Annotated in this window: 13 protein-coding genes; 2 read left to right on the top strand and 11 right to left on the bottom strand. The window is 51.6% G+C overall.

Translation table 11 applies throughout. From position 1 onward, the window contains the following. Nucleotides 1–2 precede the first annotated feature (2 nt). Genes sixA through MIB40_RS02790 form a run of 3 tightly spaced genes read right to left on the bottom strand, consistent with a single transcriptional unit; the run spans nucleotide 3 to nucleotide 1,786 of the window. Nucleotides 3–473 (bottom strand): phosphohistidine phosphatase SixA, encoded by a 471-nt coding sequence (gene sixA, locus MIB40_RS02780; protein ID WP_249690537.1) that lies wholly within the window; start codon nucleotides 471–473, stop codon nucleotides 3–5. Between the two features lie 3 nt (nucleotides 474–476). Then, a complete protein-coding gene (locus MIB40_RS02785) occupies nucleotides 477–752 on the bottom strand; it encodes a DUF4389 domain-containing protein (RefSeq protein WP_249690539.1) in 276 nt (91 codons plus the stop codon). 17 nt (nucleotides 753–769) lie between these two features. Continuing rightward, nucleotides 770–1,786 (bottom strand): NAD(P)H-dependent glycerol-3-phosphate dehydrogenase, encoded by a 1,017-nt coding sequence (locus tag MIB40_RS02790; protein ID WP_249690541.1) that lies wholly within the window; start codon nucleotides 1,784–1,786, stop codon nucleotides 770–772. A gap of 301 nt (nucleotides 1,787–2,087) precedes the next feature. Here MIB40_RS02790 and fabA point away from each other — a divergent pair, with 301 nt between their 5' ends. Together fabA and fabB are read left to right on the top strand one after the other, a co-directional pair. Beyond that, nucleotides 2,088–2,603 carry a 3-hydroxyacyl-[acyl-carrier-protein] dehydratase FabA gene (fabA, locus tag MIB40_RS02795; RefSeq protein ID WP_249690543.1) on the top strand — a complete coding sequence of 172 codons (516 nt, stop codon included), beginning with the start codon at nucleotides 2,088–2,090 and terminating at the stop codon, nucleotides 2,601–2,603. A 24-nt stretch (nucleotides 2,604–2,627) separates the two neighbouring features. After that, nucleotides 2,628–3,845: a beta-ketoacyl-ACP synthase I gene (fabB, locus tag MIB40_RS02800; RefSeq protein WP_249690546.1), complete on the top strand. Its 1,218-nt coding sequence runs from the start codon at nucleotides 2,628–2,630 to the stop codon at nucleotides 3,843–3,845. Nucleotides 3,846–3,983: 138 nt separating this feature from the next. Here fabB and htpG read toward each other — a convergent pair whose 3' ends face one another. The 8 genes from htpG to MIB40_RS02840 all read right to left on the bottom strand — a co-directional run bounded on the left by htpG (nucleotide 3,984) and on the right by MIB40_RS02840 (nucleotide 15,508). Continuing rightward, complete coding sequence (htpG, locus tag MIB40_RS02805) at nucleotides 3,984–5,885, bottom strand: molecular chaperone HtpG (RefSeq protein WP_249690548.1); 1,902 nt, start codon at nucleotides 5,883–5,885, stop codon at nucleotides 3,984–3,986. Nucleotides 5,886–6,009: 124 nt separating this feature from the next. Continuing rightward, nucleotides 6,010–6,702, bottom strand: a complete 693-nt coding sequence (locus tag MIB40_RS02810; RefSeq protein WP_249690550.1) for a DUF599 domain-containing protein — start codon at nucleotides 6,700–6,702, stop codon at nucleotides 6,010–6,012. 32 nt (nucleotides 6,703–6,734) lie between these two features. After that, nucleotides 6,735–7,613: a prenyltransferase gene (locus MIB40_RS02815; RefSeq protein ID WP_249690552.1), complete on the bottom strand. Its 879-nt coding sequence runs from the start codon at nucleotides 7,611–7,613 to the stop codon at nucleotides 6,735–6,737. A gap of 94 nt (nucleotides 7,614–7,707) precedes the next feature. After that, complete coding sequence (gene sucD, locus MIB40_RS02820) at nucleotides 7,708–8,589, bottom strand: succinate--CoA ligase subunit alpha (RefSeq protein WP_249690554.1); 882 nt, start codon at nucleotides 8,587–8,589, stop codon at nucleotides 7,708–7,710. After that, on the bottom strand, nucleotides 8,589–9,755 hold the full coding sequence (sucC, locus tag MIB40_RS02825; RefSeq protein ID WP_249690556.1) for an ADP-forming succinate--CoA ligase subunit beta: 1,167 nt from the start codon (nucleotides 9,753–9,755) through the stop codon (nucleotides 8,589–8,591). The genes sucD and sucC overlap by 1 nt, the downstream gene beginning before the upstream one ends. A gap of 171 nt (nucleotides 9,756–9,926) precedes the next feature. Next, nucleotides 9,927–11,372: a dihydrolipoyl dehydrogenase gene (gene lpdA / locus MIB40_RS02830; RefSeq protein ID WP_249690558.1), complete on the bottom strand. Its 1,446-nt coding sequence runs from the start codon at nucleotides 11,370–11,372 to the stop codon at nucleotides 9,927–9,929. 60 nt (nucleotides 11,373–11,432) lie between these two features. Beyond that, nucleotides 11,433–12,635, bottom strand: coding sequence for a 2-oxoglutarate dehydrogenase complex dihydrolipoyllysine-residue succinyltransferase (odhB, locus tag MIB40_RS02835; protein WP_249690560.1), 1,203 nt, complete (start codon nucleotides 12,633–12,635; stop codon nucleotides 11,433–11,435). Between the two features lie 47 nt (nucleotides 12,636–12,682). After that, nucleotides 12,683–15,508: a 2-oxoglutarate dehydrogenase E1 component gene (locus MIB40_RS02840; RefSeq protein ID WP_249690786.1), complete on the bottom strand. Its 2,826-nt coding sequence runs from the start codon at nucleotides 15,506–15,508 to the stop codon at nucleotides 12,683–12,685. Nucleotides 15,509–15,568 lie beyond the last annotated feature (60 nt).

Below are 15,568 nucleotides of genomic sequence, written 5' to 3' on the forward strand. Positions count from 1 at the left end.
GCTCAGAGACGTCCCTGCGGGCCAAACACGGCCTCTAAAACGCCAAAGCCTCCTGCGACCCATTCCGCCTCAATAACGGCTACATCAGCGGTAGCAAACCTGAGCCCGCGGGACGGAGCATTGTCTAATAACCATCCCGCCATATTACTCACTAAAGGCATATGACAAACCAGCATTATCGATTGCTCAGAAGATTGATCAACCAACTCTTTCAGCGCAACAACCGGATCGGCATCGGGTACGAGCAAATCACTGGTCGTAAAACTACCGGTGAAAGTCTGACAAATCAGGCCTGCCGTTTGTTGCGCACGCCGATAGGGACTGGCGATAATATGATCAATCTTTAAATCTGATAGATGCTCAAGCGTCGCCAGCACTTGAGCTTCACCCCGCTCGGTAAGCACACGTTCGGAATCTTCTTCCGCCATAAGCCCTGCTTCCCCATGACGCATGAGCAGAATATGACGACTCATCGGTTAGCCCTCTGGCCAATCGCGAAAAGGAAACGGTTTCTCATCACTGTTATAAGTAAGAAATGACAACACCTGGTAAATAAAACAATTCAGGCTTTTGGAAAAATGCAAAACATTGTCGTTTGGACTACCGGTTATCAAGGCAAATATCAGCTGAACCAAAATCACTAACGCAACCACAAGTCTTGCTACTTGCATGATGACCCAGAACATCAGCATAAACAGAATTCTCAGCCATTGAGACTCCGATTTCAGGTGCTGTTTAACGGATTCGTCCATGGTCTAAACTCCTCTTGTTAATCGGACTGAAGGATAAATTCAACGTCAGTTTTCTGCTCGCCTAGCATAAGGTGTCTGGTGACGTCCCGAATACTGCGCTTATTGACAACAATCTCGTAGAGGCCATCGACCAGAGGCATATAAACCTCCAGCTCACGAGCCTTGGCCCGAACCAGCTGCAACGTATTTATCCCTTCGGCTACCTGGCCCAGCTCTGCCTCTGCCTCCTCCAGCGACTTACCCTGGCCCAGGGCATAGCCCACACGAAAATTACGGCTCAACGAGCTGGTGCAGGTGACAATCAGGTCTCCTACACCAGACAGGCCCAAAAAGGTTAGCGGATTAGCGCCCATTTTTACGGCAAAGCGACTCATTTCCGCCAGGGAGCGAGTGATCAACATACTTTTGGTGTTCTCACCCATTCCTAAGGATTCTGCCAGGCCAGCGACAATGGCATAAATATTTTTCAAGGCTCCGCCCAGCTCTACACCGTAAATATCGTGATTCGAATAAACCCTGAAGTAGTCAGAATGCAATAGCCCCTGAACCTCCTGGCACAGGGCTTCGTCATCACTGGCGATGACCGTTGCTGTGATTGCCTTGGCAACCACCTCCTTGGCAAGATTAGGTCCGCTGAGCACACCAATACGAGCCTCTGGCACCTCCTCAGCCAAAATCTGGCTCATCAAGTCAAAGCTACCCGCTTCAACTCCTTTGGTGGTACTGATAAGCACTTTGCCAACAACAGCCTCCTTCATGGTTTGTACCACGGAGCGAAATGAACTGCTGGGAATGGAAACAAAAATCACATCGGCTTCCGCCACCACCCAAAAGATATCGGTGGAAGCGTGAATGCCTTCATGAAGCTGGTAATCCGGAAGATAACGGCTATTGACTCGTTGTTTGTTAATATCCTTGGCTAATGCCTCGTCCCGCATCCACTGACGAACCTCATGACCATTACTCGCGATAATATCCGCTATCGCAGTGCCAAAACTGCCACCGCCAATTACAGCGATAATCTTACCTGTCATAAATACTCTCTATTTGCTTTACATCTGACTTGAAGCCGATGAGAAACCGTTTCTTCGTATGGCTTTGAGTGTATCACAGACAACTCAGAGATCTTGGCATCCACCGCATGTAAACCGCATAGTAGATGAATGTTTGAATTTTGTTACCAGCTGCCGCTGTGCGTTATGCCACTGGGTAATTGGTGATATAGTCACCGCGTAAATCTGACCTATAGTGGCCAATCTGGCTGTGATGCTCTGATACCCGCCCAGCACAGCTTAGCGAATACGGACATCACACCTATATAACCCAGGATTATCTATGACCCCTAAAAACGCCTACACCCGTGAAGAGCTGCTCGAATGCGGCGCCGGAAAGATGTTCGGGCCCGGCAATGCCCAGCTCCCTACCCCTAATATGCTGATGATGGACAGAATAAGTCACATCGCTTCAGAGGGTGGAGAATACGGTAAGGGAGAGATTATCGCTGAACTCGACATCACCCCGGATCTCTGGTTTTTTGAATGTCATTTCCCTGGCGATCCGGTCATGCCTGGATGCCTGGGGCTGGATGCAATGTGGCAACTGGTTGGCTTCTATCTTGGCTGGCAGGGAAACCCCGGCCGCGGACGTGCGCTGGGCTGCGGCGAAGTGAAATTTACCGGGCAGATTCTGCCAACAGCAAAAAAGGTCACCTACCGGATCAATATTAAGCGGGTGATTAGCCGTAAGCTGGTATTGGGTATTGCCGATGGCTCCGTCAGCGTTGACGGCAGAGAGATCTACACCGCGAACAACTTGCGAGTAGGTCTGTTTACATCCACAGACAATTTCTGAGTCTACAGAGCAAGGTAAAGTACTATGAGACGCGTAGTAGTAACCGGAATGGGCATCACTTCTTGCCTGGGTAACGACAAAGCCAGTGTTCTGGACTCCCTCAAACAGGGTAAGTCTGGCATTAGCTTGAATGAAACTTACCAGGAAATGGGTTTTCGCAGCCACATATCTGGCTCTGTTGACCTGGATCTGGCCGAGCACATTGACCGCAAACGTTTGCGCTTTATGGGCCAGGCCGCAGGGTACGCTTACCTGGCTATGGAGCAGGCAATTGCCGATGCAGGCCTGAGCGAATCTGAAGTTTCAAACGTACGCACCGGTTTGATTGCTGGTTCCGGCGGAGCCTCTTCCGAGAACATAGTAGAAGCCGCCGATATCATCCGTGAAAAAGGCATTAAGCGAGTTGGACCTTACCGGGTTCCGCGCACCATGGGCAGCACCGTATCCGCCTGTCTGGCGACCCCTTTCCAGATTAAGGGCATCAATTACTCCATTACTTCCGCTTGCGCGACCAGTGCTCACTGTATTGGTAATGGTGTTGAACAGATTCAACTGGGCAAGCAGGATATTGTTTTTGCTGGCGGTGGCGAAGAAGAGCATTGGAGCCAGACCGGCCTGTTTGATGCGATGGGCGCCCTTTCCACCAAGTACAACGACACACCCGAAAAGGCATCTCGCGCCTACGACGCTGATCGTGATGGCTTTGTCATCGCCGGCGGTGGTGGCATGGTAGTGCTTGAAGAGCTAGAGCACGCCTTGGCTCGTGGCGCCACGATCTACGCCGAAGTTGTCGGCTATGGTGCCACATCGGACGGTTATGACATGGTTGCACCCTCAGGCGAAGGTGCTGAACGATGCATGAAGATTGCTACCGCAACTGTTGACACTCCGATCGACTACATCAACGTGCATGGCACCAGCACCCCCGTTGGTGACCTCGCTGAGCTCAAAGCCATTCGTGCCGCCTTCGGTGATAAAATCCCCCCTCTGAGTTCAACCAAATCATTGACCGGGCATTCTCTGGGTGCAGCAGGCGTGCAGGAAGCGATCTATTCCATGCTGATGCTGGAAAACGACTTCATCTGTGCATCAGCCAATGTTGAAACACTGGACCCTGAAGCCGAAGGAATGCCAATTGCACTCCAGAACAAGGACAAGGCCGGCCTTACCACCGTGATGTCCAACAGCTTTGGCTTTGGTGGCACCAATGCCTCTCTGGTTTTGCGACGCTACAATGGCTAAACAGGATTGGCTAATCACCCACAGTGATCAGCCAATTCATTAAAAAAGCGTCTACAATCGACCATCAAAAAAGGGAGCCTAAGCTCCCTTTTTTGATGGTCGATAACTTGAGGGGCCAGGCCCCTCATACCTCTGTAATCAGTTGCTCAACTCAAGCAACAGCTTGTTGAGACGCTGCACATAACCTGCAGGATCCTTCAAGCTTCCACCCTCTGCAAGGTTGGCCTGATCAAAGAGCACGGCCGTCAAGTCATTGAAACGGTCCATATCGCTCTCGTTGGCCAGCTTTTGCACCAATGGATGCTCTGGATTCAGTTCAAAACTCGGCTTGCTGTCAGGTACTGCTTGTCCCGCTGATTCCAGCACACGCCGCATCTGTGCTCCCATATCCATTTCGCCCACAACCAGACAGGCCGGCGAATCGGTCAAACGATGGGTAATACGCACTTCTTCGACCTTATCCTTAAGCACCTCAGTGACACGCTCAACCAGATCCTTGTACTCTTCAGCTACTTTTTCTTGCAGTTTCTTGTCCTCTTCGGAATCGAGCTCCCCTAGATCCAGAGCACCTTTAGCAACGCTAACCAACTGCTTGCCATCAAATTCCATCAGATGCTGCATCAACCACTCGTCAATGCGATCGTAAAGGACGACAACTTCAATTCCCTTCTTACGGAAAATCTCCAGGTGAGGGCTACTCTTCGCTGCCGCATAGCTATCACCGGCAATGAAATAGATCTTGTCCTGACCTTCAGCCATGCGCGAAACATAGTCATCAAGGGAAACCTTCTGCTCTTCGGAATCTTCATGGGTTGAAGCAAAGCGCAACAGCTTGGCAATCTTTTCCTTGTTTGCGTAGTCTTCCGCCGGGCCCTCTTTCAGTACCTGACCAAACTCACTCCAGAAACTTGCGTACTTTTCAGGTTCTTTTTTAGCCAACTTACCCAGCATGTCCAGTACGCGTTTGGTCAGCGCGCCGCGCATGGTATCGATGGCAGGATCCTTTTGCAGAATTTCGCGAGAAACGTTAAGGGACAAATCATTGGAGTCGACTACGCCCTTGATAAAGCGCAGATAAAGAGGCAGAAACTGCTCGGCTTCATCCATGATAAATACGCGTTGAACGTACAGCTTAAGCCCACGCGGGATGTCACGATTCCATAAATCATAAGGTGCTCGAGCAGGGATATAGAGCAAACTGGTGTAATCGAGCTTGCCTTCCACCTTGTTGTGACTCCAGCTCAGCGGATCCTCGAAGTCATGACTGACATGCTTGTAGAACTCTTGGTACTCCTCATCATTGAGTTCCGTACGAGGACGGGTCCAGAGAGCCGTAGCCGAATTGACGGTTTCCTCTTCCGCAGCCTTTACCTCGGTTTCATCTTCGCTTGGCAGCTCTTCCTTAATCATAATAACCGGTACGGCAATATGATCAGAGTACTTACGAATAACGTTTCGTAGACGGTGGCCATCGGCATATTCGGTACAATCGGACTTTAGATGCAAGGTAATTTCGGTGCCCCGACGGTCACGATCAGCGGACTCTATGGTGAAATCCCCCTCTCCAGCAGACTCCCAACGAACCGCTTCAGCTTCACCGGCCCGGCGGCTGACAACAGTAACTCGATCCGCCACGATAAAGGCAGAATAGAAACCAACACCAAATTGACCGATCAGGTGGGCATCTTGCTTTTGATCACCGGTCAACGACTGCAGAAACTGGGAAGTTCCCGACTTGGCGATAGTCCCCAGATTATCAATCAACTCCTGACGATTCATACCAATACCGTTATCGGCAATCGTTAAGGTATTCGCCTCGGCATCATGACTGATACGAATGGCCAATTCAGTGTCAGACTCAAGAAGCTCACTGCTAGACAGGGCCTCAAACCGCAGCTTGTCTACCGCGTCAGAGGCATTGGAAATCAGCTCCCGCAGGAAGATCTCCTTGTTGGAATACAGCGAATGAATCATCAGGTGAAGCAGCTGCTTCACTTCAGTCTGAAAGCCTAGAGTCTCTTTTTGGGTTTCTGTCGTCATTGTTATGCCTGAAAATCAGTTGATCAAAAGGAATTCGGGTGAAACGAGGTTTCACCGACGTTAGCAAGCTAGATGGGGGTGGGTGGCCCTCTTTTCAAGGGCAAGATTAGCAAGCAGACAGGTTTTACTTTGATGGGCTTAACATCATCTCTTTCAATACCCGGGAATGAAATTCCCGATAGTAAAGAATCACCACCACCAGCGCGGTGGCCCCGATAAACAACCAGGGAGAAATCACCCAAGCCAAGGTGGCCAAACCAAAGTAATAGGCTCGTAAGCCATAGTTAAAGTGCGCTGCCGCAATCGAAAGGATATTGGCAAGGCGGCTGGCATAGGCGGCTCGCTCGGTCTCAGCCAGTTCTTCATCAAACAAGGGCGCGCCACCCATTAATACCGAAGCGAAATTATAGACTCGCAGGCTCCAGGTGAAGGTAAAAAAGGCGTAGACAAAAATAACAATCATCACCAGGATCTTGAGTTCCCATGATTGTCTTGAGGTCACTTCCGTAAAAGGCAAGTCTGATAACACCAGCATGCCGCTGCCCGGGGCATTCAAAAGCGTTAACAGGCCCGCCAGCACCAGAATGGAGGTTGAGGCAAAAAAGGAAACATTTCGCTCAAGGTTTGCAATGATGCCATTATCAGCAATTCGATTTTCCCGCCTTAACAGACTTCGCATCCAATCACCTCGGTACAAATGAAGCACACTGGCAAGACAGGGGTTGCCCTTGGCTAAGTAATTCGCGACCAGGCTGTAACCAAGCCAGGTTACGAGCAAAAAACCGACCGCCAGTCCATCTACCCAATAACCTGTCACATCCACTCCCTCGTAAATTCAACCCTAATAAACTAAATAGCTGCTGCTTGCACGGTCAACAGATAGCCAATGCCAAACACTAAAAAAAATCGACCCGTAAACGGAGGCAACAAAGCCCCTCCACAATCCTCTGCTCTTACTCGGCGAAGCAGAAACAGAGCCACAACCAACGAAGGCAGAAGCCAATAAAGCTGGTCAATCAAACTCAATATAGCAAGGTAACCGCAGAACAAATAGCAACTCAATAACAGAGCCACATAGAGCCACCGCGAACACCCAAGACCAAGTCGTACCGTTAGCGTTTGCAGGACTTGCTGGCGGTCCTCATTAATGTCACGAAGCTCATTACTTAACAGCAATAATGATGAGAGGATAGCAATGGGGACAGAAAGCCAGATTACCTTAGTAGCGAGACTAGCGGTCATACCATAGTAGGCACCCAGTACCAACAGCACACCGGTAAACCAGAACACCAAGACAACACCCAAGCCTCGACGCTTATAGTTAACCGGCTCTGCCGTGTAATAAAATCCACCCAGAAAACCCAACACACAGAGTAACAACAACCCCAGGTCTGTTTTTATGGTTAGCCACAGGCCAATCGCTGAAGCCGCGACGCCACACAGAATTCCGATACGGGTGTTACGCGTAATCGCCGCCAATACCTGTGTCGTTACTTCATCCGTTTCTGTTTCGGCCCTCTTCCAATATGATTTATCACCATGATCGTTAATCAGGTTTGTGGTCGCTTGTGCGAGCAGTGCTGCGACAATAATCAAACTACTGCGTAACCAATCGTGATAACCCTCCTGATTTGCAATCAGAACACCGAGGCTACTGGCGATTAGGGCAACACTAAAAGAAAACGGGCGCAGCGCCCTGAAAAAGCTGTATTTACGAGAATCTATCACACTATAAATCCATGACTATTCAGCCGCTCCATCATACCCAGCAGACACAAAAAAGGCAGCCCGAAGGCTGCCTTTTTCATTACTGAATGAACGCCTACTTGGCAGTCCAGCCAGTAATTTCTGCTAAAGCACTGCCGATTTCAGCCAGGCTGCGAACGGTCTTGACACCAGCATCTTCCAGCGCGGCAAACTTCTCATCTGCCGTGCCCTTGCCACCGGAGATAATCGCCCCGGCATGTCCCATACGCTTGCCTTTGGGTGCAGTGACACCAGCAATGTAAGAGACAACAGGCTTGGTGACATTCGCCTTGATGTAAGCTGCTGCTTCTTCTTCTGCGGTACCACCAATTTCACCGATCATAACGATCGCTTCAGTGGCTGGATCCTTCTGGAACATTTCCAGTATGTCGATAAAGTTGGAACCCGGAATAGGGTCTCCGCCGATACCAACACAGGTGGACTGGCCAAAACCGGCATCGGTGGTCTGCTTAACCGCTTCATAGGTCAAGGTGCCTGAACGAGAAACGATACCCACTTTGCCTGGCAGGTGGATGTGACCCGGCATGATACCGATCTTGCATTCACCAGGGGTGATAACGCCCGGGCAGTTGGGCCCGATCAGGCGTACACCCAACTCGTCACACTTGACCTTGCATTCGAGCATATCCAGAGTAGGAATGCCTTCGGTGATGCAGACGATCAACTTGATACCGCCGTTGGCAGCTTCAAGGATGGAATCCTTACAAAACGGAGCTGGCACATAAATAACAGAAGCATCGGCACCCGTTGCAGCAACGGCTTCGGAGACGGTATTAAAAACCGGCAAACCCAGGTGGGTTTGACCGCCTTTACCCGGCGTTACACCACCTACCATCTGCGTACCATATTCAATGGCCTGCTCTGAGTGGAACGTACCCTGCGCGCCAGTAAAGCCCTGGCAGATCACCTTGGTGTCTTTGTTAATCAATACGCTCATTACTTGCCCTCCGCAGCTTTCACTACTTGCTGAGCCGCATCGGTCAGGCTGGTAGCCGCGATGATGTCCAGACCACTGTCCGCCAGAACCTGGGATCCCAGTTCAGCGTTGTTACCCTCCAGGCGAACCACCACGGGTACCTGTACGCCCACTTCTTTCACAGCACCGATGATGCCTTCGGCAATCAGGTCACAACGTACAATGCCACCAAAGATATTCACCAGCACGGCTTTCACGTTGTCATCAGAAAGAATGATTTTGAACGCTTCGGTGACGCGTTCCTTGGTTGCACCACCACCTACGTCGAGGAAGTTAGCAGGAAAACCGCCATGTAAGGCAACGATATCCATGGTTCCCATGGCCAGGCCTGCACCGTTAACCATGCAACCGATGGTGCCATCGAGCGCAACGTAGTTCAGTTCCCACTGAGCCGCATGCGCTTCACGCTCATCTTCCTGGCTAGGATCATTCATTTCACGAACCTGAGCCTGACGATAAAGCGCATTACCATCGACACCCAGCTTGGCGTCGAGGCAGTGCAGATTGCCTTCGTCAGTAATGACCAAAGGGTTAATCTCGATCAGGGCAAGATCCTTGTCCTGGAACAGCTTGGCCAGCCCCAGGAAAATCTTGGTGAACTGCTTGACCTGATCGTTATTAAGACCCAGCTTGAAGCCCAACTCACGGCCCTGATAAGGCTGAGCGCCGACCAATGGGTCGATTTCAGTCTTCAGGATTTTCTCCGGAGTTTCTTCCGCAACCGTTTCGATTTCAACACCACCTTCAGTGGATGCCATGAAAACAATACGGCGGGTGGCGCGGTCAACGACTGCACCCAGATAAAGCTCTTCGGCTATATCGGTGCAAGACTCGACCAGAATTTTACTCACTGGCTGACCATTCTCATCTGTCTGGTAAGTCACCAGATTTTTACCCAACCAGGTCTGGGCAAAGTCACGAATGTCATCCTTGGAATCGACCAGCTTAACACCGCCAGCCTTACCCCGGCCGCCGGCGTGTACCTGCGCCTTGACTACCCATTTATCACCACCGATACGATCCGCCGCTTGTGCCGCTTCCTCGGGTGTATCGCAGGCATAGCCCTTGGATACAGGCAACCCATACTCGGCAAATAACTGTTTGCCCTGATACTCATGAAGGTTCATGCTCGTTTTACCGTTGCAATGTGCGCCAGGCGCACCGTTCTGACCTCAATAACATCCTGACCTTCGTCAATCTGCTATCCCTAGAGCGGACCAGGTCCGCAAATTTTCTGACCGCAGCCAAGGCTGCAATCCTGAGACAGGTTCCGAAGAACTTGCCTCTGAATCTGAACTCTACTTCTTGCGCTTTTTGCGATTGGCGACGTGTATGGCATGACCATCTACCGCCAAGGCCGCCTCGTGGAAGGCTTCTGAAACGGTTGGGTGAGCAAATACGGTCAACGCGATATCTTCTGCGCTGGAACCAAATTCCATCGCAATAGCCGCTTGTTGGACAAGCTCGGCAGCGCTGGGGCCCAACACATGAACACCCAGAATACGGTCGGTAGCTTCATCAGCAATCACCTTGACCAGACCGGTGGTATCATCGGAAGCCATCGCACGACCACTGGCCGCAAATGGGAAAGTACCGACCTTATAAGCCTCACCACTCGCCTTGATCTCTTCTTCGGTTTTACCGACCCATGCCAGTTCCGGGTGGGTATAGATCACGGAAGGGATCAGGTCATAGTTCATCTGGGCGGCCTGCTCAGCGATCAGCTCAGCGACCATAATACCCTCTTCCGAGGCTTTGTGAGCCAGCATGGGGCCACGTACCACATCACCAATGGCATAAACGCCTGGCACGCCGGTACGGCACTGATCATCAACAAAGACGAAGCCTCGCTCATCCATATTGACACCACAATCGGCGGCTAGCGCGTTTTCGGTGTAAGGGCGTCGGCCAACGGCCACAATCAACTTATCGAAGGTGACCTTCTGCTCTTCCCCTTTCTGATCGAGGAAGGTAACGGTAACTTCTTCACCTTTGATTTCAGAGCCGGTCACTCGAGCGCCAAGACGCACATCCAGCCCCTGTTTCTTGTAGACTTTGAGAGACTCCTTGGCAACCTGCTGATCGGCAATCGCGAGGAAGTTTTCCTGCGCCTCAAGCACAACCACATCAGAGCCCAGACGAGCCCAGACACTGCCAAGCTCGAGCCCGATCACTCCGGCACCGATTACGCCCAAACGCTTGGGGACGCTCTGAAATTCAAGGGCTCCGGTAGAATCGACGATGATATCGCCGGTCTTTGGGGCTGGCGGGATATCGATGGGGGTGGAACCGGTTGCGAGAATGATATTTTCACATTCCAACACTTCAGCTTTGCCGTCCGCATCGGTGACTTCTACCTGGTGGGGACCCAGAATCTTACCGGTACCCATAATCGGAGTAACGCCGTTGGCCTTGAACAAGCCTGCAACACCGTTGGTCAGGTTTTCAACAATACCTTCTTTGCGTTTGATCATCTTGGGCACATCGATTTCGACTTTGCCCAGGCTGATGCCATGCTGATCCATCTTGTTGCTGTTCTCGTAGAATTTCCACGAGCTATCCAGCAGAGCCTTGGATGGAATGCAGCCAACATTAAGGCAGGTGCCGCCCAATGCCGGCTTGCCATTTTTTTTGGTTTCGCGCTCGATACAGGCTGTTTTCAAGCCTAGCTGAGCGGCTTTAATAGCGGCCACATAGCCGCCAGGTCCTGAACCGATTACTACTACATCAAACTGTTTTGCCATGATCGTATCCTGCTAAATTCGTGTTGAAAAAATCCGCTGAAACCCATAATGATTGACGGGTTAAATCTCCAGCAGGAACCTGGCGGGATCTTCGAGCAGATCCTTGATAGTTACCAGAAATGTCACCGCTTCCTTGCCGTCGAGCAATCGGTGGTCGTAGGAAAGAGCCAGGTACATCATTGGCAGGATTTCGACCTTACCATTGACCGCCATCGGGCGTTCCTGAATCTTATGCATACCCAAAATGGCTGACTGGGGCATGTTCAGGATGGGTGTCGAAAGCAAAGAACCAAAAACACCACCATTGGAAATGGTAAAGGTGCCGCCGGTCATATCTTCAATACCCAGCTTACCATCACGAGCTTTCAGGCCATATTCACGAATGCTCGATTCAATATTAGCCAATCCCATATTATCGGTGTCGCGCAATACAGGCACGACCAGCCCACGATCGGATGAGACCGCAACGCCAATATCCTGATAACCATGATAAACCACATCGTTGCCATCGATGGATGCATTAACAATGGGCTGACGCTTGAGGGCTTCGACACAGGCTTTGACAAAGAAGCCCATAAAGCCCATGCGAACACCATGCTTCTTCTCGAACAGGTCCTTGTACTGGGCACGAAGCTCCATCACAGGCTTCATGTTGACCTCATTGAAGGTGGTCAACATCGCTGTCATCTGTTGTGCTTCGACCAGACGCTCGGCAACACGTTTGCGCAAACGAGTCATCGGCACACGCTTTTCAACACGCTCGCCCGTAAATACCGGAGTACTAGCATCCACTTTGGCAACCGGAGCGGTGGCTGCTGGTTGTTGACCGGCCTGCTCGGCGGCTTTCAGTGCGTCTTCTTTAGTGACTCGACCACCTTTACCGGTACCGGCAATCTGGCTGGGATCGAGACCTTTTTCATCGGCGATCTTACGTGCCGCCGGGCTTAAAATCGCTTCCTGTGCAGGAGCAGCCTGTGCAGCTGGAGCTTCGGCGGCCGGAGCGGCTGGGGCAGCCGTAGCCGCCGCGCCCGCTTCAAAGATAGCAATCAGCTCTTCACTCAAAACCGTCTCGCCTTCGGCTTTGACGATCTCTTTAAGCACACCGTCATTGGGGGCCAACACCTCAAGAACGACTTTATCCGTTTCGATGTCGGCCAACAGATCATCTCGAGCTACCGCTTCCCCTGGCTGCTTGTGCCAGGTAGCGATGGTTCCGTCGGCGACCGACTCAGGAAAACTTGGGGCTTTGATTTCAGTACTCATTTGTTAGGTTCCTATAACCGCTTCTTTCAGGGTTGCTCTAATTGGGCTCACAGGGTGAAGGCATCATTGACCAGCTTCTCTTGCTGTTCGACGTGGGTGGACATATACCCACACGCCGGAGCAGCGGAAGCGTCTCGCCCTGCATATTTAAGGTGGTATTGAAGGTCTTTTCCTGGCACATGCTCGGCGATGGCTCGGCGCATGTGGTGTTGACTCGAGTACCAGGCGCCCTGATTCATCGGTTCTTCCTGACACCAGACAACCGACTCCAGATTTTTGTAAGGTGCAAGTGCTGCCATCAGGTCCTCGTGGGGGAACGGATAGAGCTGCTCAATACGCAGTATAGCGGCATTATCAAGCTCGTCATTACGACGTTTCTCCAATAGGTCGTAGTAGACCTTACCACTGCACATTATGACCCGGTTAACCTTAGCAGGGTCCTGCTCATCGACCTCAGGAATCACGGTCTGGAAGCTGCCTTCGGCCAAGTCCTCAATAGTAGAAATGGCCATCTTGTGACGCAGCAAGCTCTTCGGGGTCATCACAATTAAGGGCTTACGCAGAGGCCGCAGCTGTTGGCGACGTAGCATATGGTAGACCTGAGCGGGAGTGGTCGGCACGCACACCTGAATATTATGCTCGGCACAGAGCTGCAGATAACGCTCTAACCTGGCGGAAGAGTGTTCAGGCCCCTGCCCTTCATAACCGTGTGGCAGCAGCATGGTCAGGCCGCACAGACGCCCCCACTTATGCTCGCCACTGGTAATAAACTGATCAATCACCACCTGAGCGCCGTTGGCAAAATCACCAAACTGGGCCTCCCAAATAACCAATGCTCCCGGAGTGGTGGTGGAATAACCATATTCAAAGGCCAACACGGCTTCTTCGGACAAGAAGGAATCGTAAATATCGATTTGCGGCTGGTCATCCGCAAGATGAGCCAATGGCATGTAAGCCACACCATCTTTCTGATTATGCAGCACGGCATGGCGGTGAGAGAAGGTTCCACGCCCGACGTCCTGACCCGTCATACGTACCTGGTTACCCTCATCGAGCAAGGTCGCATAGGCCATGGTCTCGGCAAAGCCCCAGTTAAGCGGCAAAGCGCCCGCGGCCATTTTGCGGCGGTCTTCAATAATCTTACCAACCTGGCGCTGAAGAACCACACCTTCAGGAATTTCATTAAGCTGGTGTGCCAGCTCCTGCAGGCGACGCAGGTCAAACCTCGTGTCGCACTCGGCGGTCCATTCATGGCCCAGATAAGGTTCCCAGTCAACGAAGAGTTCTGTATTGGGCTTCTTGACCAGGCTTTTCACCACGTGCTGACCATCATCCAGCGCATTGCGGTATTCGTTCGCCATGTTCTGATCGTCTTCAGAGGTAATCACCCCTTCAGCGATCAGCTGTTCAACATAAATTGTGCGACTGGTTTTCTGCTGTTTGATCTGCTGATACATCAGCGGTTGTGTGCCTGAAGGCTCATCCGCCTCGTTGTGGCCACGGCGACGATAGCAGACCAGGTCAATAACAACGTCCTTATTGAACTCCATGCGGTAATCAACCGCCATCTTGGCCGCAAAGAACACCGCTTCAGGGTCATCCCCATTGACGTGCAAAATCGGCGCGTCAACAATCTTGGCAACGTCGGTGCAATATTCGGTTGACCGAGTGTCTTCAGGTTTGCTGGTCGTAAAGCCAACCTGGTTGTTGATGATTACATGGATGGTGCCGCCGGTTTTGTAGGCACGTGTCTGGGACATCTGCAATGTCTCCATCACAACACCCTGCCCGGCAAAGGCCGAGTCACCGTGAATCGCGATGGGCACAACCTGTACCCGCTCACTGTCCTTGCGTCGATCCTGACGAGCTCGTACAGACCCTTCGACAACGGGAGAGACAATTTCAAGGTGCGACGGGTTAAAGGACAGCGCCAGGTGCAACTCGCCACCCGGGGTCATCACATTGGAGGAGAAACCCTGGTGATACTTCACATCACCGGACCCCATCTCATGCAATTTCTTACCTTCAAACTCATCAAACAGATCAGCTGGGTTCTTACCCAACGTATTGACGAGTACGTTCAGGCGGCCACGGTGCGCCATGCCGATACAAATTTCCCGGGTGCCATAGGAACCACTACGTTGAATAATCTCATCCAACATGGGGATCAGGCTTTCTCCGCCCTCAAGGCCGAAACGCTTGGTACCAGGAAACTTTGTGCCAAGGTATTTTTCAAGCCCCTCGGATGCGGTCAAACGCTCCAACAGGTGTACTTTGGATTCCGGCGTAATATCGGGGCGTCCACGGACCGATTCCATACGATTTTGGAACCAGCGACGCTCATCCGTGTTGACGATGTGCATAAACTCGGCGCCGATACTGCCACAATAGGTGTGTTTCAGGTGTTCGAATATCTCACCCAGAGTCGCTTCGTCTTTGCCGATAAACAGCGACCCCGTCTGAAATGGGGTATCGAGATCAGCAGCAGAGAGGCCGTGGTATTCAAGCTTAAGGTCTGGAACGGGTTCACGCTGTACAAGGGAAAGCGGATCCAGCTGGGCGTTTTGATGGCCGCGAACCCTATAGCCGCTGATCAGTCGTAGTACCAGAACCTGCTTCTTCTCATGGTCAGAAGAAACCACAGCGGGATTGACATGCTGGGTACGGTTACGAGCGAGATAGAGGAAATGTTCCTGAATTGTCGAGTGCGGAACATCTCTGGCCGTCACCCCCTCAATTTGAGGTAACTTTTCAAAGTAATCACGCCACTCTTCAGGCACCTCATTAGGGTCCCGAATATAGAGTTCGTAGAGTTCTTCTACGTATGCAGCATTGCCACCGGATATATGGGAGGAATCCCACATCCGCTGCATCACACCTTCTTGCTTCACAATATTACCCCGTACTCTAGGGACGCTCTGCGTATGGGGCCA

The sequence above is a fragment of the Aestuariirhabdus haliotis genome, assembly GCF_023509475.1.
GTDB lineage: Bacteria > Pseudomonadota > Gammaproteobacteria > Pseudomonadales > Aestuariirhabdaceae > Aestuariirhabdus > Aestuariirhabdus haliotis.